Annotated in this window: 15 protein-coding genes; 12 read left to right on the top strand and 3 right to left on the bottom strand. The window is 73.4% G+C overall.

The window, feature by feature from the left end; all coding sequences use genetic code 11:
- Nucleotides 1–6 precede the first annotated feature (6 nt).
- The 7 genes from AB0I79_RS36300 to AB0I79_RS36270 all read left to right on the top strand — a co-directional run bounded on the left by AB0I79_RS36300 (nucleotide 7) and on the right by AB0I79_RS36270 (nucleotide 9,151).
- Nucleotides 7–1,791: a hypothetical protein gene (locus AB0I79_RS36300; RefSeq protein ID WP_357883270.1), complete on the top strand. Its 1,785-nt coding sequence runs from the start codon at nucleotides 7–9 to the stop codon at nucleotides 1,789–1,791.
- Nucleotides 1,792–1,884: 93 nt separating this feature from the next.
- Complete coding sequence (locus tag AB0I79_RS36295) at nucleotides 1,885–2,625, top strand: phytanoyl-CoA dioxygenase family protein (protein ID WP_357883267.1); 741 nt, start codon at nucleotides 1,885–1,887, stop codon at nucleotides 2,623–2,625.
- Nucleotides 2,622–3,548: an alpha/beta hydrolase family protein gene (locus tag AB0I79_RS36290; RefSeq protein WP_357883264.1), complete on the top strand. Its 927-nt coding sequence runs from the start codon at nucleotides 2,622–2,624 to the stop codon at nucleotides 3,546–3,548. The genes AB0I79_RS36295 and AB0I79_RS36290 overlap by 4 nt, the downstream gene beginning before the upstream one ends.
- A 136-nt stretch (nucleotides 3,549–3,684) precedes the next feature.
- On the top strand, nucleotides 3,685–5,280 hold the full coding sequence (locus tag AB0I79_RS36285) for a S8/S53 family peptidase (RefSeq protein ID WP_357883261.1): 1,596 nt from the start codon (nucleotides 3,685–3,687) through the stop codon (nucleotides 5,278–5,280).
- Nucleotides 5,280–5,885 (top strand): sigma-70 family RNA polymerase sigma factor, encoded by a 606-nt coding sequence (locus AB0I79_RS36280; protein ID WP_357883258.1) that lies wholly within the window; start codon nucleotides 5,280–5,282, stop codon nucleotides 5,883–5,885. Before AB0I79_RS36285 ends, AB0I79_RS36280 begins: the two co-directional genes overlap by 1 nt.
- Complete coding sequence (locus AB0I79_RS36275) at nucleotides 5,885–6,379, top strand: hypothetical protein (protein ID WP_357883255.1); 495 nt, start codon at nucleotides 5,885–5,887, stop codon at nucleotides 6,377–6,379. The genes AB0I79_RS36280 and AB0I79_RS36275 overlap by 1 nt, the downstream gene beginning before the upstream one ends.
- A gap of 15 nt (nucleotides 6,380–6,394) precedes the next feature.
- Entirely contained in the window at nucleotides 6,395–9,151 is a 2,757-nt protein-coding gene (locus AB0I79_RS36270; RefSeq protein WP_357883252.1) for a CHAT domain-containing protein, read from the top strand.
- A gap of 157 nt (nucleotides 9,152–9,308) precedes the next feature.
- Here the strand turns inward: AB0I79_RS36270 and AB0I79_RS36265 are convergent, their stop codons facing one another.
- The 3 genes from AB0I79_RS36265 to AB0I79_RS36255 form a co-directional block, all read right to left on the bottom strand.
- Entirely contained in the window at nucleotides 9,309–11,444 is a 2,136-nt protein-coding gene (locus AB0I79_RS36265) for a DEAD/DEAH box helicase (RefSeq protein WP_357883249.1), read from the bottom strand.
- Between the two features lie 94 nt (nucleotides 11,445–11,538).
- Complete coding sequence (locus AB0I79_RS36260) at nucleotides 11,539–13,959, bottom strand: SpoIIE family protein phosphatase (RefSeq protein WP_357883246.1); 2,421 nt, start codon at nucleotides 13,957–13,959, stop codon at nucleotides 11,539–11,541.
- Nucleotides 13,960–13,981: 22 nt separating this feature from the next.
- Complete coding sequence (locus AB0I79_RS36255; RefSeq protein WP_357883243.1) at nucleotides 13,982–17,932, bottom strand: HAMP domain-containing protein; 3,951 nt, start codon at nucleotides 17,930–17,932, stop codon at nucleotides 13,982–13,984.
- Nucleotides 17,933–18,153: 221 nt separating this feature from the next.
- Here AB0I79_RS36255 and AB0I79_RS36250 point away from each other — a divergent pair, with 221 nt between their 5' ends.
- From AB0I79_RS36250 to AB0I79_RS36230, 5 genes are read left to right on the top strand one after another with little or no spacing between them, the layout of a single operon-like run.
- Complete coding sequence (locus AB0I79_RS36250; RefSeq protein WP_357883240.1) at nucleotides 18,154–19,704, top strand: ABC transporter substrate-binding protein; 1,551 nt, start codon at nucleotides 18,154–18,156, stop codon at nucleotides 19,702–19,704.
- A 5-nt stretch (nucleotides 19,705–19,709) separates the two neighbouring features.
- Entirely contained in the window at nucleotides 19,710–20,678 is a 969-nt protein-coding gene (locus AB0I79_RS36245; RefSeq protein ID WP_357883361.1) for an ABC transporter permease, read from the top strand.
- Nucleotides 20,678–21,619 carry an ABC transporter permease gene (locus AB0I79_RS36240; protein ID WP_357883237.1) on the top strand — a complete coding sequence of 314 codons (942 nt, stop codon included), beginning with the start codon at nucleotides 20,678–20,680 and terminating at the stop codon, nucleotides 21,617–21,619. The genes AB0I79_RS36245 and AB0I79_RS36240 overlap by 1 nt, the downstream gene beginning before the upstream one ends.
- Nucleotides 21,616–22,524: an ABC transporter ATP-binding protein gene (locus AB0I79_RS36235; protein ID WP_357883234.1), complete on the top strand. Its 909-nt coding sequence runs from the start codon at nucleotides 21,616–21,618 to the stop codon at nucleotides 22,522–22,524. The genes AB0I79_RS36240 and AB0I79_RS36235 overlap by 4 nt, the downstream gene beginning before the upstream one ends.
- Entirely contained in the window at nucleotides 22,517–23,254 is a 738-nt protein-coding gene (locus AB0I79_RS36230) for a dipeptide/oligopeptide/nickel ABC transporter ATP-binding protein (protein ID WP_357883231.1), read from the top strand. The genes AB0I79_RS36235 and AB0I79_RS36230 overlap by 8 nt, the downstream gene beginning before the upstream one ends.
- Nucleotides 23,255–23,334: the final 80 nt, after the last annotated feature.

The following is a 23,334-nucleotide window of genomic DNA, read 5'->3' as shown; positions in this document are numbered from 1 at the left end:
CCAGAGATGACAAGGACAGCGTTGCTGCTGGGCGCCGCACTGCTCAGCGGTCTGCTGGCCGCCCCGCCGCCCGCCGCGGCCGCCACCATGGGGCCGGCCGTCAAGGTGGCCCAGGTCAAGGCGAGCCCCGCCAGGCAGTCCGGCGGCTGCCCCACGACCGTCGGCTTCTCGGCCGTGGTGGCCGCCAAGGGCACGGGCACCGTCCGCTACCGCTGGGTACGCGGCGACGGCAGCAGGAGCGCCGTCAAGAGCGTGCGCGTGAGCCGGACGCGCGCGGTGGTCGTGCGGGACCGCCAGACCTTCGACCGCACCACCTCCGGCTGGCAGGCGGTCGAGATCCTGGGCAGGAAGGGCCTGTCGGCCAAGGCCAGGTTCAGCGTCACCTGCTCCGGCCGCGTCACGGTCTGGGACGACCGGCACCACCTGCCCGCCCGGCCCGGCAAGCCGCTGGTCGCCGCCGCGTCCGTGACGGCCGACCCGCCCTCGTACGGCGGGACGTGCCCGGCGACCGTGCGGTTCACCGGCACGATCCAGGTCTCGCGCACCCCCGCCAAGGTGGACTACCAGTGGATCGACAGTGCCACCGGTGAGGGGCCGGCGCAGTCGCTGTCCTTCACCGCGGGCGGGCCGCGCAGCCGCCAGGTCGTGCTCCCGATGGGGGTGGGCAGCTCCACCAGCGGGTGGAAGGCGATCCGGCTGCTCACGGCAGGCCATGACTCGGGCCGGGCGGCGTACCAGGTGACCTGCGCATCCACCCCGCCGACGTCACCCCCGCCGACCTCGCCCCCGCCCACCACCCCGGCGCCCACGACTCCCGCGCCGACCCCGCCGCCGGCGCAGAAGCCGGTGCCGAGCATCACCGCTCTCACCCCGGGCGACTACGCGGGCGAATGCCTCGAACCGGTCGCGTACCAGGCCACCGGCCGCATCGCGCTGCCCGCCGGCCCGGCGGCGAAGGTCACGTACTGGTGGATCCTGGACGGCAACAAGTGGCAGCAGCAGGTGCTCGACTTCGCCGCCTCCGACCGGCCCCGCGCCCAGGACGTCACCGCCACGTGGTCCCTGGAGCGGGCCGGCGCCGGACGCCACACGCTCGGCCTGATGACCGAGGGCGGCCCGGCGGAGCCGGTGACGCGCGAGTTCGGCTTCTCCTGCACCGACCAGCCCGGCGACGCCCGGCTCACCTTCCGCTACCTGCTGACGCCGGTCTTCCACGGCGTCTGCGACAGCTCCTACGGCCTGCGCGCCGACGGGCTGGTGACCACCGACCGCGAGGCCGAGGTCAAGTACCGCCTGGTCATCGACGGCAAGCCCGGCCCGGTCAGGACCGAGGTGCTCAGGCCCGGCGTCAAGAGCAAGATCGGCGACTTCTGGTACGGCTCCGCCCGCACCAGCGGCACCGGCGTCGTCCGCCTGGAGGTGCTCAACCACAACAAGCCGTTCATGCAGGAGAACTACACCTGGACGTGCAAGCAGCGGGAGCCGTCGCCCGGCACCGTCGAGATCACCGAGCTGTGGCCGGTCGCCTACCACGGTGACTGCGTGGACGCCCCGTACGTGACCGCGCACGGCGCGTTCGCCGCGGCCCCCGGCACGGAGATCACCTTCCGCTGGGTCACCGACGGCCACCCCACCGGGCCCGTGACGCTCAAGGTCGGCCAGAGCGGCATCCTGGAGGTGCAGGCGGCCAACTGGGACCGTCCCGAGCGCAAGGACGGCACGGTCGCCCTGGAGGTGCTCAACCACAACAAACCCACCATGCAGGCGGCCTACCCGGTGACCTGCCGGTAGCGCGGGGAAGGGTGGCGGCGCGGGCCGCCACTCTTCCCCCGGCGGCTTCGCGGGCACACAGTGAGGGGGACCGCGCGGCACCGGGAGTGTGGCATGAGCGATTCTTCGATGACCCGGTTCTACCGGGATCACGGATACCTGCTCGTCAGGGGGCTGATCGGCAAGGACGAGGCGCGCGCCTACCGCGAGGAGTGCCACGCGGTGCTGTCGCGGTTACACCCGTACGACCCCACCTGGGGCAGCGCCAGGCGGCTGGCCGGGGTCGCCACCGAGCTGCGCCACTGCCACGACGCGCAGTTCCACTCGGCCGCGTTCGCCCGGCTCGTGCTCGATCCGCGCTTCACCGACGTGGCGGCGGCCCTGATCGGGTCGGAGAACGTCCAGCTCCACCACACCAAGATCTTCGTCAAGCCCGCCGGGAAGGGCTCGCCGTTCCCGATGCACCAGGACGCCGCGCACTTCCCGCACACCCGCCACACGGTCGGCGCCGCCATCTTCCACTTCGACGACGCGCCCGAGGAGAAGGGGTGCGTCCGGGTCGTGCCGGGCAGCCACAAGGACGGGCCGCTGCCGCACGTCGAGGAGGGCGGCTGGCACCTGCCGCCGGAGCGGTGGCCGCTGGAGGAGGCGGTGCCGGTCGAGGCGGAGGCGGGCGACGTGCTGTTCATCGGCTACCTGACCGTGCACGGGTCCGGGATCAACCGGTCGGACCAGGCCCGAACGACGCTGCTCGTCCAGTTCCGCGACCCCGAGGACCGGCCCGCCGACGACGTGCACCGCTCGCGGGGCCAGGGCATGATGCTGCGCGGCTTCGACCCCCTGGCCGGGCGATGAGAGCCCGGGCCGCGCTCGTTCTGGCGCTCGCGCTGCTGTCCCTCGGCTGCACGCCCGCCCCGGTGCCACCCGCCCCCCAGGTGGACGGCGTGCGGATCGTCGAGCGGGAACCGGCGGGCGAGCGCGGGCAGGCGCTGACCGTGACCTCGCGCGCGCTCGGCCGCGAGACCCCCGTACGCGTGCTGCTCCCGCGCGGCTGGACCCGCGGCTCCGGCCCCTGGCCGGTGCTCTACCTGCTGCACGGCTGCTGCGGCGCCGGCCATCTCGGCTGGGTGGACGAGGGCGGCGCGGAGCGGCTCACCGCCGAGCTGCCCGCCATCGTGGTGGTGCCGGAGGGCGGCAGGGTCGGCTTCTACTCCGACTGGGTACGCGGCCCGAAGTGGGAGACCTTCCACATCGAGGAGCTGATCCCGCTGATCGAGGCCGAGTTCGGGGCCGGGCCGGACCGGGCGGTCGCCGGGCTGTCGATGGGCGGGCTGGGCGCCATGGTGTACGCCGCTCGCCATCCCGGCCTGTTCCGCGCCGCCGCGTCCTTCTCCGGCGTGCTCGACACCACCGGCGACCGCTCCGGCGTGCGGAGGCTGCTCCGGGAGAACGGCGAGGACCCCGCCGCTCTGTGGGGCGAGCCCGACGGGCAGGCGTGGGACGAGCACAACCCCGTCCGCCTCGCGGCGCGGCTGGGCGGGGTACCGCTCTACGTGTCCTGCGGCGACGGGAAGCCCGGGCCGCTGGACCCGCCGGGCGCCACGGGCGACTTCGAGGGCGCGCTGCTGAACCAGGCGACGGTCTTCGCCGAGCGGGCGCGGGCGGCGGGCGCGGAGATCACCACCGACTTCTACGGGGCGGGCACGCACACCTGGCCCTACTGGGAGCGGGCGCTGGAGCGGGCCCTGCCGATGCTGCGCGCCGCCATGGGTGCCTGATCAGGTCGCGACCTGGGCGGGCGGCGCGGCCGTGCCGCCGGCGGCCGGAGAACGTGACCATTCCGTTATACGGCTGCGCGTATCGGCGCTCCCGATCCGCTCTCGTAGGCCACAGAGGGAAGAACGGAGACGGCGTATGACCATCGACTACATCCCCGAAGCAGCCAAAGCCGGCCCCACCGAGAAGTTCGGGCCGTCCTGGCAGGGCTTCACCCTCCCCCGGGAGATCCTGGACCGGCACGGAGCCAAGGTCCTCGACCCGTGGGCCGTCGGCCTGGACGACGGCGAGACCCGGCCCGACTCGACGGTCTACCGCGCGGACGTGCTCCTCGTACCCGCGCACCTGCTCGTCAGCCGGGACGACACGGACTGGATCAACACGGCGCTGGCCGATGTCGGGCTCAAGCTCTCGGAGGAGAGCGTCGAGCGCGCCCGCCGCAGGGAGCCCGGCCGCGAGACCGCCTGGCTGCCCGCCGTCCTGACCGTCGCCGGGGGAGCCCGCGACGTCAAGGCGGACGCCTGGCCGGCCCTGCGGGCCGTGCGCCGCGCCCTGCGCGAGCAGGACGCCACCCCGGCCGACAGGGAGGGCCTGGAGAAGATCTCGCTGGACCACCTGTTCGTGGGCTCGGCCACCAGCGGCATCGGCTCGCTCGCCCTCGGTGGCGAGCCCGCCACCAGCGGGCACGCCGTGACCGAGGAGCACGGCGGGAACAGCCGCCCCGGCTACGGCCGCGTCCCCGTCACCGTGGTGGCCGGGCCGCCGCGCCGCCGCACGCTCGAAGAGCTCGGCGGGCCCAGGATCACCGTGGTCACCCTGGACACCGGCGTGGCCGCGCACCCCTGGTTCAAACCCGTGACCGACCCCGACGCGTTCCTGACCGTCGACCCGGACGGGCAGCAGCTCATCGAGGACACCCACCCCGCCTACCAGGGCCGCGACATCGCCAAGCTCGTCGGGTACGAGGACCTCGGCCAGCTGCCCAACCCGCTGGTCGGCACCCTCAACTCGCACACCGGCCACGGCCTCATGCTGGCCGGCCTCATCGCGCAGATCGCGCCCGACGCCCGCGTCCTGATGTACAAGGTCATGCACAGCGACGGCGTGGTCCCCGGCGAGGCCGTGCACGCCGCGCTCGACCGCCTGGTGGAGCTGCTGGACGGCGGGCAGGCCGTGGACGTGCTGTGCTGCTCCTTCGGCGGCTTCGCGGAAACCGGCAGCCCGGCCATGCAGGCGCTGTTCGACAAGGTCAACCAGCTTCGGGCGCGCGGCGTCATCGTCGTCAACGCCGCCGGCAACTACGCCACCACCCGGCCGTTCTACCTCGCCGCCCTGTCGGACACGGCCGTCCCCGGGCCGCCGCTCGCGCCCATGCTCGGCGTCGCCGCCAAGAACCCCGACGGGACGATCGCCATCTTCAGCAACGAGCACCCCGCCGTACGGTGGCGGGCGCCCGGCGCCATGGTCGTCAGCACGTTCCCGCCCCAGTTCAGGGGCGCCCAGAACGCCACGCTCAGCACCGGCGAGCGCGCCTCGCTCGACTGCGACGCCATGGGGACGCACTGCGCCTGGAGCGGCACGTCGTTCGCGGCGCCGATCGTCGCGGGCGCCATCGCCGCCGAGCTGACCAAGACGGTCCAGCAGGTGGGCGTCGACCGGGTCGAACGGGCCAGGACGGTCGTCGACACGATGATCAACGACAAGGCCGCGCGGCCGGAAGTCGTACCGATCTGATGACCGGCGACCCCGCACTCGAACGTGCGCCCACCGCCCGCGGCCAGCGCCGCGACCGGCTCGCCGCGCTGCTCATCGAGGCGCGGCAGGGCAACAGCGGCGCGCTCGACGCCATCGTCGCCGAGCTGACCCCCGTGCTCTGGCACACCGCGCGGAACCAGGGCCTGACCCAGCAGGCCGCCGAGGACGTCATCCAGACCACCTGGCTCACCCTGCTGCGGCACCTGCACGCCATCTCCGTTCCCGCCGCGCTGATCGAATGGCTCGTCACCACGACCCGCCGCGAGGCGTGGCGGGTCAGCCGCGCCTCGCGCAAGGACGACCTCCCCGGGGACGACACGTTCGACGAGCTGCCCGACAGCGTGCTCACCCCCGACGAGCTGCTCGTGGACGACGAGCGGCGGCGCGCGCTCTGGCACGCGGTCGAGAGCCTGCCCAAGCGGTGCGCCGAGCTGCTGAGGATCATCGCCTTCGTGCCGCGGCCCCACTACGACGCGGTGGCCGCCGCGCTCGGCATGCCGATGGGCAGCATCGGGCCCACGCGCGGCCGGTGCTTCGCGAAGTTGCGCCTCCTGCTCGCGAAGGACCCGGATTGGAGTTCCTGATGAACACGGCCCAAGGGGATCACCCCCGTTTCCCCCCCGAGGACCAGCACCTCGCCGAGGAGATCGCGAACGTCTACCGCGTCGTCGATCCCGTGCCCGCGACGCTCGTCGAACGCCTGCAGTTCGCCCTGGCCCTGGAATCGCCCGAGTTCGAGGTGCTGCGGCCGCAGGAGGAGGACGTGCTGCCCGCCGGCGTTCGGGGTGGCGAGGACAGCCGGACGATCACCTTCGACAGCGAGATCCTCACCATCATGATCAGCGTCAGCGCGCGTGACGACCACGCCGTCCGCGTGGACGGCTGGCTCGCGCCCCCCGGCGACCACCTGGTGGAGCTGCGCTGCGGCGGGGGCGCCCACGTCGTCAGGGCCGACGACCAGGGGCGGTTCGTGCTCGACGTGGTGCCGAGAGGGCTGTCGCAACTCGTGGTGCGCCAGGGGCTTGATGATCCGGCGCAGGCGACGATACTGGCGGTGACGCCCTCACTCATCCTCTGACCACCGCGAGGCCGGATGCGCGACAGCAGGCGTGCGGGCACTGTCCGAGAGCAGGCGGAGCGCCTGCACAGGCTCAGCGTCGAGGCGACCGACAACGGCCGCCCGGCCCTCGCCGCCCGCAGGCTCCGCCGGGCCCTCGCCCTGGTCGGCTGGGCCACCCCGGCCAACGGCCCCCGCGCGGGTGGCTCCACGGCAGGTGGCTCCACGGCGGGCGGCTCCACGGTGGCGGGATCCACGGCGGGCCGCGCCTCGGGAGGCAGTGCCCTCGTTGCCGACGACGACGATCTGCTCGCCCGCCTGCTGACCAGCCTCGCGCACGCCGAGGCCGAGCTGGGCCGCAGCGAGCTCGGAATGGAACTGCTCGACGAGGCCCAGCGCCGGGCCCCCGCCGGGGAGCTGGCCATCGTGCACGCCCAGCGCGGCCTGATGCACCTGCGCATGGGCTCCAGCACCCAGGCGCTGCGCGAGCTGGACATCGCCGCCCCCCTGCTGCAGCTCGACGGCGACCGCGTCGAGCTGGCCAGGGTGCTGCTCAACCGGTCGGTCATCCACATCGCCACCGGGCACATCCGCCAGGCCAGGGACGACGCCCGCAGGAGCGCCCAGCTCGCGCACACCCACGACCACCCCGTGCTCGCGGCCAAGGCGCTGCACAATGACGGCTACTGCGACCTGCTGCTCGGCGACGTGCCGGCCGCGCTGAGCGTGTTCGCCCGGGTGGAGCGGCTCTACCAGGACGTCAACCCCGGCTTCCTGCCCGTGCTCGCGCTCGACCGGGCCCGCGCGCTGCTCGCCGTGGGCCTGACCGACGAGGCCGGGCACACGCTTGACCAGGCCATCGACGGCTTCCGCAGGCAGCGCCTGATGCAGGACTACGCCGAGGCCGAGCTGGCCAGGGCCCAGTGCGCGCTCGACGCCGGGCGGCACGCCGAGGCCCGCGACTGGGCCAGGCGGGCGGAGGCGCACTTCCGCCGCCGGGGCAGCGCGACCTGGGCCCGACGCGCGGAGCTCATGCGCCTGCGCTCCGACCTGGCCCGCGGCACCGCCCCACGGTCGGTGGCCAGGCGCGCCTGGGACCTGGCGGCCCGCTTCGCCGAGCTCGGCATGCCCGACGACGGCGAGATGGCCCGCCTGGTCTCGGTACGCGCCCTCATCGCCGCAGGCCACCTCACCGCCGCCGCATCCACCGCCACCGCATCCACCGCCACCGCCCAACCCCCATCCCCGCCGCCGGACGTTTCACCGCCGGACGTTCTGCCGCTGGACGGTCTGCCGCTGGGTGCCCCGTCCCCTCCCTCGCGTCCGGGCCGCCGGTCCAAGGGGGAGCCGCTCGATGTGCGGCTGATGCGGCGGCTGGCGGAGGCCGAGCTGGCCGGCGCCCAGGGCCGGCGCGGGCAGGCGCTGCGCAAGGTGCGCGAAGGGCTGGCGCTCATCGACTCCCACCGCGGCCGGCTGGGCAGCCTCGACATGCTCACCGGCGTCGCCGCCCTGGGCGCCGACCTGGCCGGTCACGGGCTCAGGGCGGCCCTGGCAGGAGGCTCGCCGCGGCAGGTGTTCGCCTGGTCCGAGCGGTGCAGGGCGCAGGCGTTCAGGTTCAGGCCGACGCGGGCGCCCGAGGACGAGCAGACCGCCGAGGCGCTGGCCGAGCTGCGCCAGCTCGCCCAGCAGATGCACGCCGACGAGGCCGCGGGCCGCCGCCGCCCGGCCCTGCGCAGGCGCTGCCTGGAGCTGGAGCAGGTGATCAGGGAGCGCGGCTGGCAGCTCCCCGGCGTCGGCGAGCGGCTGGCCCCCGCCCCGGTCGCGGCGGTGCAGGAGGCGCTGGCCGAGGACGGGCTCGCCATGGTCAGCCTGCTCAACGTGGGCGGCGGGCTGCTCGCCCTGGTGCTCGTGGACGGCCGCTGCCACCTGCACAGGCTCAGCGCGTACGAGCCGGTGGCGGAGGCCGCGCGCCGCCTGGCGGGCGACCTCAACGCCCAGGCGGGACGCAACCTGCGGCCCGCGCTGAAAGCGGTGATCGAGGCCTCCGTCCAGCGCCAGCTCGGCGTGCTCACAGGCGCGCTCGGAGCGCCGCTGCGGCAGGCGCTGTCCGGCGCCAGGGGGATCGTGCTGATCCCGACCATGGGCCTGTCCGCCGTGCCCTGGGGGCTGCTGCCCACCCTGCGCGGCAGGCCGCTGGCGGTGGCGCCGTCCGCGCTGGTCTGGCTGGCGGCCAGGCGCGCCGCGGAGCCGTTCGTCCGGGACGGCAGCTCCTCCGTCCTGGTCGCCGGGCCCGACCTGGAGCACGCCGATCGGGAGATCGAGCGGCTGGGCGCGGTGCATCCGAAGGCGCGTACGCTCCGGGGCGAGCTGGCCACCGTGTCGGCCACCCTGGCCGCGCTCGACGGCGCGTCCTTCGCCCACTTCGCCACCCACGGCCACCACGAGCGCGAGAACGTGCTCTTCTCCCGCCTCGACCTGGCCGACGGCCCTCTCATGGCCCACGACCTGCAGCGCCTGGACAGGACACCGGGACACGTGGTGCTGTCGGCGTGCGACGTCGGGCAGGCGGTGGTCAGGGCGGGCGACGAGCTGCTGGGCTTCACCGCGGCCCTGCTCTACCTCGGCACCTCCACCGTGATCTCCAGCCTCACCCGCGTGCCCGACGCCGTGGCCGAGCAGGTCATGATGGCCTACCACCGGGGCGTGGCGCTCGGCGCGTCCCCCGCCGACGCGCTCGCGGCGGCCGCGGAAGGGGAGCCCGCGTGCACGTTCGTCTGCTTCGGCGCGGGCTGATGCGGCGGCGTCTGCTTCGGCGGAGGCTGATCGCCCGGCGGGGTCTGCTTCGGCGGGGGCTGATCGCCCGGCGGGGTCTGCTTCGGCGGGGGCTGATCGCCCGGCAGGCGCCCTCAGCGAGCCGGCTTCATCCGGCAGGCGCTCCCAGCAGCCGGGTTCAGCCGGGCAGCAGGCGGCGCTGCTCCTCCTCGATCACCTGCCTGGCCAGCGACTGCTCCGAGACGTCCACCGCCTCGCCCGTGGACTCGGCCAGGTCGCTGCGCCTGGCGTAGGCGTCGAACAGCGCCGACTTGCGGCGCAGGATGTCCAGCATGCGCTGGTCCACCGAGTCCACGGTGAGCAGCCGGTGCACCTGCACCCGGCGCACCTGCCCCATCCGGTGCGCCCGGCCGGCCGCCTGCGCCTCGATGCTCGGCTTGACCTGCGGCTCGCACAGGATCACCACCGACGCCGCCTGCAGGTTCAGCCCCACCCCGCCCGCCTGCACCTGGCTGAGCAGCACCGCGTGCCCGGCGGCGGCCGAGAACTCGTCCACCACCCGCTGCCGCCGCTCGGCGCTCACGTCCCCGGACAGCGGCCCGTGCGCCCGCCCGTCCAGCGCGGCCCCCACGGTGGCGAGCACCGTGCGGAAGTAGGAGAACACCACCACCTTCAGCCCGTTGGCCTCGGCGTCCCCGACCAGCTCCAGCAGCCGCTTGAGCTTGGCCGAGGTGGCCGGCTCGGCGTAGGCGGCGCGGCGCATGGCCATGAAGTTGCCCGCGGCCACCGCCTCCCGGTACGCCTCGAAGTCGGCCCCGCTGAACTCCACCCACTCGTCGGCCTCCACCCGCTCCGGCAGCTCCGCCAGCACGTCCTGCTGGTTGCGCCGCAGGTAGACGGGCGCGACCGCCTTGCGGAAGGCCTGCGCCCCCGCCACCACGTCGCTGCTGCGCAGCCCGGCGGCCAGGTCCGGCCGCAGGTACGAGATCAGCGTCCGGAACTCCTCCACCCGGTTCTCCATCGGCGTGCCGGTCAGGAACAGCACCCGCCGCGTCCGCCCGCACCAGGCGGCGACCGCCCGCGACCGCTTGGTCTCCGGGTTCTTCACGTAGTGGGCCTCGTCCACGACCAGCATGCCGAGCTCCGGCAGCTCCGGCAGCTCCGGGGGCTCCGGGGGCTCCGCGCTCCCGACCCGGTGCAGCCCGTCCAGGGTGGCCACCGCGACGCCGCCCTGCCGCAGCCACTCCCGCTGGGCCGCGAGCCGGTCGGGCCCGTGCAGCGGGTAGGCGCGCAGCGTGCTGCGCGAGCCGATCTCCCGCACCCAGTTGATCAGCACGCTGGCCGGGCAGACCACCAGGAAGTGCGTGTCGCCGGACGCCCGCAGGTGCGCCAGCGCCGCGATGGCCTCGATCGACTTGCCCAGCCCCATCTCGTCACCGATGATCACGCGCTCCTGGACGAGCGCGAAGCGGGCCCCGAACGCCTGGTAGCCGCGCAGGGACACGCGCCGGTGGCTGTCGTCCAGCGGCTGCGCGGCGACCTTGGCCGCCAGGTCGTCCGGCAGCATGCCCTGCCCGGTGCCGAGCGGCTCGCCGGCCAGCTCCGCCAGCAGGGCGAAGTACTCCGGCGAGCGGGACTCGAAGTCCGCCCACGCCTCGAAGTCGCGGGCCGGCGGGCGCAGCAGGTCGGTCGTGACCTGGGCGAGCAGCAGCCGCGTCGCGGCGGCGCCGGCCAGCAGGTCCTCGATGGCCCCGGCCGCCTCCCGCGCCCGGCGGCGCCGCGCCGGCAGCGTGACCATCATCCGCAGCCTGCTGCGCGCGGGCCGCGCCTCTGCCAGCAGCGGCGCCAGCCGTCCCGCCAGGTCGCCGGCGGCGCCGAGCGCCCGGGGCAGGTCCGGGCCGGCACCCACCAGGCGGTGCAGCGCGACCACCAGCTCCGTGGTGTGGTGGTCGGGCCGGTCCACGTCCAGGCGCAGGCTCGCGGCCTCGGCGGCGGCCTGCTCGATCTGCCGGGCGGCCGCGTGGATCTGCCCCGCCGTCCGCGCGCCGATCCCCGGCAGCAACTGCAGCTCGTACGGCGTGACCTCCAGCACCTGCCGCACCGTGGCGAGCCCGGCCTTCTCCAGCGCGCCGACGCGCAGCCGCCCGCCGGTCACGTCCTTCAGCCGCGAGACCGGCACCGCCTCCAGCCCGGCCCTGGCCACGTCGCGGCGCAGCGCGCCGAGGGCGTGCCGCGCCTGCGCGCGGACGGAGGCATGCTCGTCCAGCAGGGCCCGCGCGTCGGCCAGGAGCAGGTCGGCGTTCCTGAAGTCCACCGGACCAAGGATGCCCAGTGAGCCACCCGGCCGACAACGGGGCCAGGCGACCGGGACTGGGCAACCTGGCCGCGCGACCGGGCAGCGGGTGCGGTCAGCTCAGGTGCACGCCGATGAGGCAGGTGTCGTCGTCGGTGTCGGAGTTGCAGTGGGTGAGCAGATCGTCGAGGCGGTGGTCGAGCGTGGCGGCGAAGCGCCCGGCGATGGTCAGGAGCTGGTCCTGGGCGTGGCGCAGGTTGTGGTCGCGCCGCTCGATCAGCCCGTCGGTGTACATCAGCAGCGTGTCGTCGGCCCGCAACTGGACCCGGCCCTCCTCGTACCGGGCGTCGGCGAACGCGCCCAGCAGCGGCCCTTTGACCATGGGCAGCTCCGAGCCGTTCCCGTCACGCAGCAGGATGGGCGGCAGGTGGCCGGCCCTGGCCCAGCGCAGGACGCGGGTGGGCGGGTCGTACAGGGCGCACACGGCGGTCGCGGTCATCCGGTTGGCGAGGTGGTGGGCGACCTGGTTCAGCCAGTCCATGATCTGCGCGGGGCCCGCGCCGGTCGTGGCCAGGCCGCGCAGCGCGTTGCGCAGGATCACCATGCCCGTGGCCGCCTCCACGCCGTGCCCGGCCACGTCGCCCACCGACAGCAGCACGCGCTGGGACGGCAGCGCGACCGCGTCGTACCAGTCGCCGCCGACCAGGTCCTCCTTCTGCGCCGGCCGGTAGCGCACGGCGATGTGCAGGCCGAAGGAGTCCATCGTGCCGTGCGAGGGAGGCATGATCGCCTGCTGGAGCTGCAGGGCCAGGCGGTTGCTCGCGGCGGAGCGCTCCTCGGTGTGGGCGAGCTGGTCGCGGGTGACCGCCAGCGCGACCTCCGTCCAGTGCTGCGAGGAGATGTCCTGGTACGCGCCCCGCACCGCCATGAGCCGCCCCTCCGGCCCGAAGACCGGCTCGGCCACCACCCGCATGTGGCGGGTGATCCCGTCGGGGCGCACCAGCCGGAACGCCACGGCCGCGAAGCGCCGGTGGTGCAGCACCGTGCGCAGGAAGCGGCCGATCGCGATCTCGTCGTCGGGATGGGCGTGGTCGCGCAGCCGCTCCAGCGGGATCGGCCGGTCGCCGGGGGCCATGCCGTACAGGGAGTAGAGCTGGGCGTTCCAGGTGATCTGGCCGGTCACCGCGCTCTCCTCGAAGCCGCCGATGCGGCCCAGCCGCTGGGCGTGCGCCAGCAGCCCGGCCAGCCGCGCGTCCTCGTCGTGGTCGCGCCACACCATCAGCACGCTGTCGCCGTGCCGGGTGAGGCTGACGTCGGCCACGCCCGTCGTGCTCATGCCGAACGTCATCCGTTCGGCGCGGAACGGCCGGCCCGTGGCGTGCACCTGCAGCAGCCGCGTGAACAGCCCGCCCGCCGCCCGGGGGTAGGCCTCCAGCAGCAGCCCGCCCGGCACCAGCGGGTACGCCTCCAGCAGCAGCCCGTCACCGCCCGCGATGCGCTCGTTGACGTGCCTGATCCGGAAGTCGGCCGGCTCGCCCCTGGCGTCCAGGTGCGCCTGCAGCACCAGGGCGGGGTCGGGCAGCGCGTCGGCCAGGTCCACGATCTCCGACAGCGCGGGGGCGGACGGCGTCAGCGGCGCGAACGGCGCGTCCAGCGTGTGCGCGCACAGCTCGGCCATGGCCTCGATCTGCCGTTCGAGCCTGGGCGGGTGCGGGGGCAGCGCGTGCGGCCAGCAGATCTCCAGCACGCCGAGCACCCGGCCGGCCATGGTCATCGGCACCGTGACCCTGCCGCCGCCGGCGACGAGCCGGCCGATGGCGGGCAGGCCCGCGCCGGCGTGCCAGATCAGCCGCCGCTCCGTCAGCGACCGCCCCGCCGGGGTGATCACGCCCGGCGGGACGTGCCGCCAGCGCCTGGCCTCCTCCGGGCCGAAGCCGGCGTACCCGGCCAGGCTGAGCGCGGCGCCCGGCTCGGCCGCCCACACCGCCACCGCCGTGGCGCCCAGCGGGGTCAGCGCGTGCTCCAGCAGCGCGACGGCCACCACCTGGGTGTCGCGGGCGCCGAGCGCGGCGCTCTCGGCGGAGCGCAGCCGCACCGAGACCTCCGGGTCGGACTCGCCCGCCGCGCCGATGCGGTCCCTGGCGACCTCGTTGACGATGTCGGCGGCCACCTCCAGCCGGGACACGCCGGCCTTGCCGGCCAGCGTGGCGAGCTGCTCGGCCGCCTGCGCCGGGCCGCACTGCAGCCGTTCCAGCAGCACGCCCTTGGCCAGCTCGATCAGGGCGTGGCCGGCGGCCTCCCGCCGCGCCCGCTCGGCCTGCCGCCGCAGCCGCTCGACGGTCGCCGCCAGCCTTCCCAGATCACCTTCCCCCGCGCCCTCCTCACCGCTGTCCCGTCCCACGGCCTCCCCGACGCTGTCTCCCCGGGCGGCGCTGTCATGCCATCCGTCATGCCATCCGCCCTGGCCGGGCGCGCCGGCGTCCCAGGCAGGGGTCGTGGGGGTGTGGGGAGGAGTCGCCTGGTCGTCTGCGTGCACGTCGCCGCTCCTCGCGAGGTCGTCAGGACGGGTCCATCCAGTGCTGGATGCGTTCGATGAGATGGTCGGCGTCCACCGGCTTGGTCACGTAGTCGCTGGCCCCCGCCGCCAGGCTCTTCTCCTGGTCGCCCGGCATCGCCTTGGCGGTGACCGCGATGATCGGCAGGTCGGCGTACTGCGGCATGGACCTGATCGTCTCCGTCGCCGTGTAGCCGTCCATCTCCGGCATCATGACGTCCATCAGGATCAGGTCGGTCTCCGCGTGGTCGGTCAGCATGTCGATGCCCTTGCGGCCGTTCTCGGCGTGCAGCACGTTGATGCCGTGGATCTCCAGCATGCTCGTCAGCGCGTACAGGTTGCGGGCGTCGTCGTCCACCACCAGGACGGTGCGCCCGGCGAGGGTGTTGTCGATCTCGCGGGCCGCCGCCTCGCCCACCGTCCCGGTCCTGACCAGGGGCAGCACGTCGCCCGGCTGGTTGGCGGTCAGGTGCAGCGCGATGCGCTCGCGCAGCTCGTCCAGGCTGGACAGCAGCTCCAGCGGCTGGTGCGCCAGGCTCACCTCCTCCTGCGCCTGCGAGCGCCAGCTGTTGTAGGCGAGCACCGGAACGCCGTGCAGGCGCGGGTCGCGGTCCATGAGGTCCAGCAGGTGATAAGCCGACATGTCCGGCATGCTGAGGTCCAGCACGATGCAGTGACAGGGCTCACCGCCCAGCATGACGGCCGCATCCTCCGCGCCCGCCGCCGTGACGACCTCCATCGTCCCGTCGTGGTCGCGCGTGCCGGCCAGATCGCCCACGACGCTCTCGGACACCAGTGACAGCAGCCCGTTGCGGCGCTCCTCGATGACCAGCAGCCGCCGCGTGGCCACCGGCGCCCGCTCCGCCGGCTGCGCGGGCTCGCCCTCCGCCGGCACGACCTCGAACCCGGGCCGCGCCACCGGCAGGAACAGCGTGAACACGCTGCCCTGCCCGGGCGTGCTCTGCACGGTGATGGCGCCGCCCAGCAGGTAGGCGATCTCGCGGCAGATCGACAGGCCGAGCCCGGTGCCGCCGTACTTGCGGCTCGTCGTGCCGTCCGCCTGCTGGAACGCGCCGAAGATGACCTCCAGTTGCTGCTCGGGGATGCCCACGCCGGTGTCGATGACGCGCAGCGCGATGGCGGGGCCGTTCGGGCGTACGGTGACGGGCAGCTCGCCCGGCGCGGCCGGCTCGATGCGCAGCTCCACGCTGCCCGTCTCGGTGAACTTGACGGCGTTCGAGAGCAGGTTGCGCAGCACCTGGCGCAGCCGGGAGTCGTCGGTGAGCAGCTCTGCGGGCACACCCGGCGCGGTGGTGACGCGGAAGGCGAGGCTCTTCTGGCCCGTCATGGGCCGGAAGGTGGCCTCCACGTAGTCGAGCAGCTTGCGCAGCTGCACCCACTCGGGGTTGATGTCCATCTTGCCCGCCTCGACCTTCGACAGGTCGAGGATGTCGTTGATGAGCTGCAGCAGGTCCGAGCCGGCCGAGTGGATGATCCCGGCGTACTCCACCTGCTTGGGCGTCAGGTTGCGGGTGTGGTTCTGGGCGAGGAGCTGGGCCAGGATGAGCAGCGAGTTGAGCGGGGTGCGCAGCTCGTGGCTCATGTTGGCGAGGAACTCGCTCTTGTAGGTGGAGGCCAGCGAGAGCTGGTGCGCCCGCGCCTCCAGCTCCTGCCTGGCCTGCTCGATCTCCAGGTTCTTGGTCTCGATGTCCTGGTTCTGGCGGGCCAGCAGCGTCGCCTTCTCCTCCAGCTCGGCGTTGGAGCGCTGCAGCTCCTCCTGCTGGCTCTGCAGCTCCTCCGAGCGCGCCTGCAGCTCCGAGGCCAGCCGCTGCGACTCCTTGAGCAGCTCGTCGGTGCGCGCGTTGGCCACGATCGTGTTGAGGTTGACCCCGATGGTCTCCATGAGCTGGTCGAGGAAGGCCCGGTGCACCGGCGTGAACGCCTGCACCGACGCCAGCTCGATCACGCCCAGCACCTGCTCCTCGACCACGATGGGCAGCACGATCACCGACGTGGGGTCGGTCCTGCCCAGCCCCGAGGAGATCGTGATGTAGCCGGGCGGCAGGTCGGTCATCGAGATCGTCCTGCGGCTGCGCGCCGCCTGCCCGACCAGCGCCTCGCCGATCCTGAACCGGGTCGGCCGCTCCGGGTCCGCCGGGTAGCCGTAGGCGCTGATGAGCTGCAGCTCGCTCTCCTCGGCCAGGAAGAACGCGCCGTACTGGGCCGAGACCAGCGGCGCCAGCTCGTTCATCACCAGCTCGGCCACCGTGGCCAGGTCGCGGTGCCCCTGCATGAGGCCCGACATGCGGGCCAGGTTGGACTTCAGCCAGTCCTGCTGCTCGTTGGCGCTGGTCGTCTCGCGCAGAGACTTCACCATCGAGTTGATGTTGTCCTTCAGGTCGGCCAGCTCGCCCTCGGCGTCCACGGTGATCGACCTGGTCAGGTCGCCGGAGGTGACCGCGCTGGTCACCTCGGCGATGGCGCGGACCTGGCGGGTGAGGTTGCCGGCCAGCTCGTTGACGTTCTCCGTCAGCCGCTTCCAGGTGCCGGAGACGCCCTCGACCTCGGCCTGGCCGCCGAGCCTGCCCTCGCTGCCGACCTCCCTGGCCACCCTGGTCACCTCGGCGGCGAACGACGAGAGCTGGTCGACCATCGTGTTGATCGTGGTCTTCAGCTCCAGGATCTCGCCCCGGGCGTCCACGTCGATCTTGCGGGTCAGGTCGCCCCTGGCCACGGCCGTGGTGACCTGCGCGATGCTGCGCACCTGGTTGGTCAGGTTGTCGGCCATGGAGTTGACGTTGTCGGTGAGGTTCTTCCAGGTGCCGGCCACGTTCGGGACGCGGGCCTGGCCGCCGAGCTGGCCCTCCGTGCCGACCTCGCGGGCCACCCTGGTGACCTCGTCGGCGAACGCGCTCAGCGTGTCGACCATCGTGTTGATCGTCTGCGCCAGGGCCGCGACCTCGCCCTTGGCCTCGACGGTGATCTTCTGCGACAGGTCGCCACGGGCCACGGCGGTGGCCACCTGGGCGATGCTGCGCACCTGGTTGGTCAGGTTGGAGGCCATGACGTTGACGTTCTCCGTCAGGTCCTTCCAGGTGCCGGACACGCCCCTGACCGTGGCCTGGCCGCCCAGGTTGCCCTCCGTGCCGACCTCGCGGGCCACCCTGGTCACCTCGTCGGCGAACGAGGAGAGCTGGTCGACCATCGTGTTCAGGGTGTTCTTCAGCTCCAGGATCTCGCCGCGGGCCGAGACCGTGATCCGCTGCGACAGGTCGCCGCGGGCCACGGCGGTGGCGACCTGCGAGATGTTGCGTACCTGGTCGGTGAGGTTGCCGGCCATGAAGTTCACCGAGTCGGTCAGCGCCCGCCAGGTGCCGGCCACGCCCTTGACGTCGGCCTGGCCGCCGAGCCTGCCGTCGGTGCCGACCTCGCGGGCCACCCTGGTGACCTCCGCGGCGAAGGAGGAGAGCTGGTCGACCATCGTGTTGACGGTGTTCTTCAGCTCCAGGATCTCGCCGCGCGCGTGCACGGTGATCTTCTGCGACAGGTCGCCGCGGGCCACCGCCGTGGTGACCTGGGCGATGCTGCGTACCTGGTCGGTGAGGTTGCCCGCCATCGCGTTGACGGACTCGGTGAGGTCCTTCCAGGTGCCGGAGACCGCGGGCACCTCGGCCTGGCCGCCCAGCCGTCCCTCGGTGCCGACCTCGCGGGCCACCCGGGTCACCTCGGAGGTGAACAGGGAGAGCTGGTCCACCATGCCGTTGAAGACCGAGGCGATCTCGCCGAGCAGCCCGTCGGCGTCGTCGGGGAGCCTCGTGCGGAAGTCGCCGTCCCTGACGGCGGTCAGCCCCGCCAGCAGCCGGCGCAGCTCCGGCTCCTCGCCTGCCTCTCCCGAACCTCGGGCGCGATTGCCGCGCGCGGACGAATGGGACGTGCCGACGGTGGAGTCGCCCATGACCGGTCCTCCGAACTCGCCCGTGCTTTCTCAGGTAGCGGAGACATTAGCCGGATGTACCCGTGGGGCGCGCTAACCCCAGGTTGTCATCTATCTATCACAGGACGTACACGGGGGTGAGCGCAATTTCGGTGATCCGGAAGCGGGTGATGTCTGCTCACCCCATGGACTCTATTGCGAATGTATTGCAATAGCGAGATGATCGCTTTAATGTCGCCTTCATGAGGCGAAGATCGGCCCTGTTCGGGGCAGTTGTCCTGGTGCTGAGCGCGTGTTCGGCGCCCTCGGAGGTGCCGCCGGGCGCCACGGCCGCCGCGCAGGACACCGCCGTGCTGGGCCTGGGCTCGGAGCCCGATTCGCTCAATCCGGTGCTCGGCTACTCGGTGGACGGCGGCTCGCTGATGTACGACGGCCTCGTCCGGCGCACGCCCGACCTGAAGCTCCAGCCCGCGCTCGCGGAGTCGCTGCCGGAGGTGGAGGGTGAGGAGGTGACGTTCAAGCTGCGGCAGGGCGTCACCTTCCACGACGGCAGGCCGCTGACCGGGGCCGACGTCGTCTACACCTACGAGCAGGTGCTCGATCCTGGCAACAATTCGCCGATCCGGGGCGACTACGCGGCCATCGAAAAGGTCGAGTCGCCCGACGCCCGGACGGTCGTCTTCCGCTTGAAGCATCCGTACGCACCGATCCTGCAGCGCACCACCCTCGGCATCATTCCCGACAAGTCCGATTTGTCGGGTAGTCCCATCGGGACCGGGCCGTACGCCTTCGTCTCCTGGGCCAAGGGCGACAAGATCACCCTGAAGGCCAACGAGCGTTACTGGGGCGGCAAACCCGCGATCACGAACCTCGTCCTGGCGTACACCACCGACGACAACGCCCGCGCCACCCGGATGGCGGCCGGCGAGTTCACCGCCACCGAGCTGCCGCCCAAGGCCGTGGCCCGGTTCAGGAACCAGCGGGGCGTCACCGTCCACGAGGTGCCCAGCGCCGACTACCGAGGTGTCATGTTCCCGCTGAAGCAGCCCGTCACCGGAGACCTGGCCATCCGCAAGGCGCTCGGCCTGGCCGTGGACCGGGGCGCCATGGTCTCGGCAATCCTGGCCGGCGCGGGCGAGCCCGCCTTCGGGCCGATCGCCCCCCGTACCGACTGGCACAACCCCGCCGTCACCGGCTCCGCCGCCCCCGACCGGGCCAGGGCCACCGCCACGCTGGAGGAGGCCGGCTGGAAGGCCGGCGCCGACGGGATCAGGGTCAAGGACGGCAGGGCCGCCAGGTTCACGCTCATGTACCCGGCGGGCGACTCGCTGCGCAAGGAGCTGGCGCTGGCCGTGGCCTCCGACGCCAAGCAGATCGGCATCGACGTGCGGCTCGCCGGGCTCGACTGGGACGCCATCGACCACCGCATGTCGAAGGACGCGCTGATCATGGGCTGGGGCAGCCCGTACGACCCCGACTACACCAACTACGAGCTGTTCCACTCCGCCTACTCCGGCCAGGGCTACTTCAACCCGGGCCACTACACCGATCCCGAGGTGGACCGGCTGCTGGAGCAGGGCCGCAGCACCTCCGACGCCGCCGCGCGCAAGAAGGTCTACGACGAGGTGCAGCAGCGCATCAGCGACGACGCCGTCTGGCTGTACCTGGTCTACCTCAAGCACACCTACGTCGTACGCGGGAGCTGGAGCGGCCTCACCCCCGGCGTCGAGGCCCACGAGCACGCCACCGGCGGCCTGCTCGGCACCGTGGTGAACTGGAAGCCCGCCCCGTGATCTGGATGCGGATCGTGCTGTGGCGGCTGGCGTTCGCCGTGCCGCTGCTGCTGGCCGTGACGTTCGGGATGTTCGCGCTGGCCAAGGCGTCCCCGTTCGACCCCGTACGGCAGTACCTGGGAGAGCGGGCCATGGTCACCGACCCGCAGATCATGGCCGGGATCAGGGCGAACTGGGGGCTGGACCGGCCCCTGCTGGAGCAGTACACGACCTGGCTCGGCAACCTGCTCACCGGCGACCTCGGCGAGTCCCGCTCGCTGCGGCTGCCCGTCGCCCAGGTGATCGGCGAACGGCTCGGCTGGACGCTGCTGGTCGTCGGCTGCGCGCTGGTCGTCATGCTGGCCGCCGGGCTGGCCGTCGGCACGCTGGCCGCCTGGCGGCGTGACTCCTGGCTGGACAGGCTGGTCACCGGCACGGCCTTCGCCAACGAGGCCGCGCCGGTGTTCTGGGTGGGGCTGCTGGCGATCTGGGTGTTCTCCGTGACGCTCGGCTGGCTGCCCGCGGGGGGCCTCACCGACGCCGCCTCCACCACCGTCACGCTGCCCGACCTGGCGCGGCACCTGGTGCTGCCGGTCGCGGTGCTGGCGTTCTCGCAGTCGTCGTGGCTGCTGCTGTTCGTGCGCGAGTCGGTCATCGGCGTGTTGCGCGAGGACTTCGTCACCGGTGCGCGGGCGCGCGGGCTGCGCGAGCGCACCGTCCTGCTGCGGCACGCGCTGCGCTCGGCGCTGCTGCCGTTCATCACGATCATGGGGGCGCGCGTGCCCGAACTGGTCACCGGGGCGATCCTGGTGGAGTCCGTGTTCTCCTGGCCAGGGGTGGCCGGCACGACGATCAAGGCGGCCCTGGCGGTGGACTTCCCGCTGCTGGCCGCGCTGACCCTGCTGGCCACGCTAGCCGTGGTCGCCGGGAACCTGCTGGCCGACCTGGCGTACACGGTGGCCGATCCGCGCGTGCGCGTGCTCGGGGTGAGCTGATGAACGTCACCCGGACGGGGAAGGCGGGGCGGCGCTCGGGTACGGCCGGAGGGGCGCGGTGGTGGCCGGGCGCGGCCGGAGGGACCCTGCGGCGGGCCGGTGCGGATGGACGGGCGCGTCGGCGGGCCCGCCGCCACCGCTTCGCGCTCGGCACGCTGGCCGTGCTGGTCCTGGCCGTGGTGCTGGTGCCGCTCGTCGCGGGACTCGACCAGCAGCTCGTGGACCTGCGCTCGGCCGGCCTGCCGCCGTCCCCCGCCCACGCGTTCGGCACCGACGAGGTCGGGCGGGACGTGCTGCTCCGCTCCATCTACGGGCTGCGCGTCTCGATGCTGGTCGGCCTGGCGGCGGCGGTGGTCAGCGTGTTCATCGGCGGGCTCGTCGGGCTCGCCGCAGGCGCCGCGGGCGGGATCGCCGACCGCCTGCTCATGCGGGTCGTGGACGGGTTCAACGCGCTGCCCCACCTGCTGTTCGGGATCTTCATCGTGGCCCTGTTCGCGCCCAGCGCCACCGCCGTGGTCGTGTCCGTGGCCGTCACCCACTGGACGACCGCCGCCCGGATCGTCCGCTCGGAGGTGCTGTCGCTGCGCGGGCGGCCGTTCGTGGACGCGGCCGTCTCCGGCGGATCCGGCCGGCTGCGCATCGTCGTCCGCCACTTCCTGCCCAACCTGGCGCCGCAACTGCTCCTGGCGACCGTGCTGATGATCCCGCACGCGATCTGGCACGAGACCGCGCTCAGCTTCCTCGGCCTCGGGCTGCCCGCGCATCTGGCCTCGCTCGGGAACATGATCAACGATGGGCAGCGGTCGCTGCTGGCGGGCGACTGGTGGTCCAGCCTCTTCCCCGGGCTGCTGATCCTGGTGCCGACGCTGGCGGTGTCGTCGCTGGCCCAGTACGTACGCGACCGCGCCAACCCGCGGTGGAGATCGGAGCTCAACCTGTGAAGCTGCGTGTGGACGGCCTGTCGGTGCGGTTCCACCTTCCCGGCGCCGAGGTGCACGCCGTCACGGACGCCCGGTTCGAGCTGCGGGAGGGGCGGTGCCTGGCGCTGGTGGGGGAGTCGGGCTGCGGCAAGTCGGTGATGGCGCACGCCCTGCTCGGCCTCCTGCCCGGCAACGCCACCGTCACGGGCCACGCCTGGCTGGACGGGGGTGACGACCCTCTCGATCTCGTCGCGGCGCCGGAGAAGGTGCTGGCGCGGCAGGTGCGCGGGCGGCTCATCGGGCTCATCCCGCAGAGCCCGGCCGCGCACCTCACCCCGGTTCGCACCGCCCGTGCCCAGCTCGCCGAGACGTTGCGGGAGCTTGGTCGCACCGAGACCCCTGACCTGCTCGCCGACCGCGCCGGACTGCGCCCCGATGACCTGGACCGCTACCCCCACCAGCTCTCGGGCGGCATGGCGCAGCGCGTCGCCAACGCGCTCGCCCTGGCCGGCGACCCGCCGCTCATCGTCGCCGACGAGCCCACCACGGGGCTGGACCGGCCGCTCGTGGACGCCACCATGGCCGAGCTGCGCCGCCTGTGCGACGACGGGCGCGCGGTGCTGGTCATCACGCACGACCTGCGCGCCGCCGAGCGGGTGGCCGACGAGATCGCTGTCATGTACGCCAGCCGCATCGTCGAACTGTCGCAGGCGGAGCCGTTCTTCTCGGGCCCGCTCCACCCGTACTCGCGGGGCCTGCTGGACGCGCTGCCCTCGCGCCGCTTCGTCCCCATCCCCGGCCGGCCACCGGAACTCACCCGCCTCCCGGACGGCTGCGCCTTCCTGCCCCGTTGCCCCCTGGCGACCGCCGCCTGCGAGGACCAGCCGCTCATGAACGGGAAGAAGGTGGCCTGCCACCATGCCTGAAAGCACCATGCCTGAAGCCGGCGAGCCTGAAGCCGGCGGGCCTGAAGCCGGCGGGCCGGAAACCGGGGGACCTGCGGCCGGCGGCCTCGAAGCCAACGGGATCACCGTCTCCTTCGGTCGCCACCGAGTGCTGGACCGCGTCTCCCTGTCCGTGCGCCCGGGGGAGGTGGTCGGCCTGGCGGGGCCCAGTGGGTGCGGCAAGTCGACGCTGGCCCGCGTGCTGGCCCTGCTCCTGAAACCCATGGCGGGCACGGTCACCGTGGACGGCCGCGCGGTGACGGGCTGGCGGCACCGGGCGCCGCAACGCACCGCGATCGGCCTGATTTTTCAGCAGCCCCGCCTCGCCGTCGACCCCCGCTTCACCCTCTTCGACGTGATCGCCGAGCCGCTGCGCGCGGCCAGGCGGCCCCTGGACCGGGCGCACGAGCTGGCGGAGGAGCTGGGGCTGACCCCCGAGCTGTTCGGCCGCAGGCCGCACGAGGTGTCGGACGGGCAGCTCCAGCGGGCCTGCGTGGCGCGGGCGCTGACCCTGGAGCCCCGCTACCTGATCTGCGACGAGATGACCACGATGCTGGACGCCTCGACGCAGGCCCACCTGGTGGGGCGGATCGAGGCGTACCGGGAACGTGCGGGGGCGGGGGTGCTGGCGATCAGCCACGACGCGGAGCTGCTGCACCGCTGGGCGGACGGGAACGTCCGCGACTGGCGCCAAACCCTCGCGGCCGCCTGACGCGCCGCCGCCCGGACCCGTCGGCAAACCCGGCCCGGTACCACCCAGGCCGCCGAGCCGCCGAGCCGCTGAGCCGCCGA

The organism is Nonomuraea sp. NPDC050202, from assembly GCF_040656115.1.
In the GTDB taxonomy this organism is placed as follows: domain Bacteria; phylum Actinomycetota; class Actinomycetes; order Streptosporangiales; family Streptosporangiaceae; genus Nonomuraea.
Note: the sequence above shows the minus strand (reverse complement) of the source record. Positions and strands in the feature narration are given on the sequence as shown.

What these genes read in the sequence shown, in the direction of transcription:
- AB0I79_RS36290 (WP_357883264.1), top strand. Translation starts at nt 2,622, where the DNA reads ATGAGAGCCCGGGCCGCGCTCGTTCTGGCGCTCGCGCTGCTGTCCCTC.
- AB0I79_RS36300 (WP_357883270.1), top strand. Translation starts at nt 7, where the DNA reads ATGACAAGGACAGCGTTGCTGCTGGGCGCCGCACTGCTCAGCGGTCTG.
- AB0I79_RS36240 (WP_357883237.1), top strand. Translation starts at nt 20,678, where the DNA reads ATGAACGTCACCCGGACGGGGAAGGCGGGGCGGCGCTCGGGTACGGCC.
- AB0I79_RS36270 (WP_357883252.1), top strand. Translation starts at nt 6,395, where the DNA reads ATGCGCGACAGCAGGCGTGCGGGCACTGTCCGAGAGCAGGCGGAGCGC.
- AB0I79_RS36285 (WP_357883261.1), top strand. Translation starts at nt 3,685, where the DNA reads ATGACCATCGACTACATCCCCGAAGCAGCCAAAGCCGGCCCCACCGAG.
- AB0I79_RS36295 (WP_357883267.1), top strand. Translation starts at nt 1,885, where the DNA reads ATGAGCGATTCTTCGATGACCCGGTTCTACCGGGATCACGGATACCTG.
- AB0I79_RS36280 (WP_357883258.1), top strand. Translation starts at nt 5,280, where the DNA reads ATGACCGGCGACCCCGCACTCGAACGTGCGCCCACCGCCCGCGGCCAG.
- AB0I79_RS36245 (WP_357883361.1), top strand. Translation starts at nt 19,710, where the DNA reads ATGCGGATCGTGCTGTGGCGGCTGGCGTTCGCCGTGCCGCTGCTGCTG.
- AB0I79_RS36250 (WP_357883240.1), top strand. Translation starts at nt 18,154, where the DNA reads ATGAGGCGAAGATCGGCCCTGTTCGGGGCAGTTGTCCTGGTGCTGAGC.
- AB0I79_RS36230 (WP_357883231.1), top strand. Translation starts at nt 22,517, where the DNA reads ATGCCTGAAAGCACCATGCCTGAAGCCGGCGAGCCTGAAGCCGGCGGG.
- AB0I79_RS36255 (WP_357883243.1), bottom strand. Translation starts at nt 17,932, where the DNA reads ATGGGCGACTCCACCGTCGGCACGTCCCATTCGTCCGCGCGCGGCAAT.
- AB0I79_RS36275 (WP_357883255.1), top strand. Translation starts at nt 5,885, where the DNA reads ATGAACACGGCCCAAGGGGATCACCCCCGTTTCCCCCCCGAGGACCAG.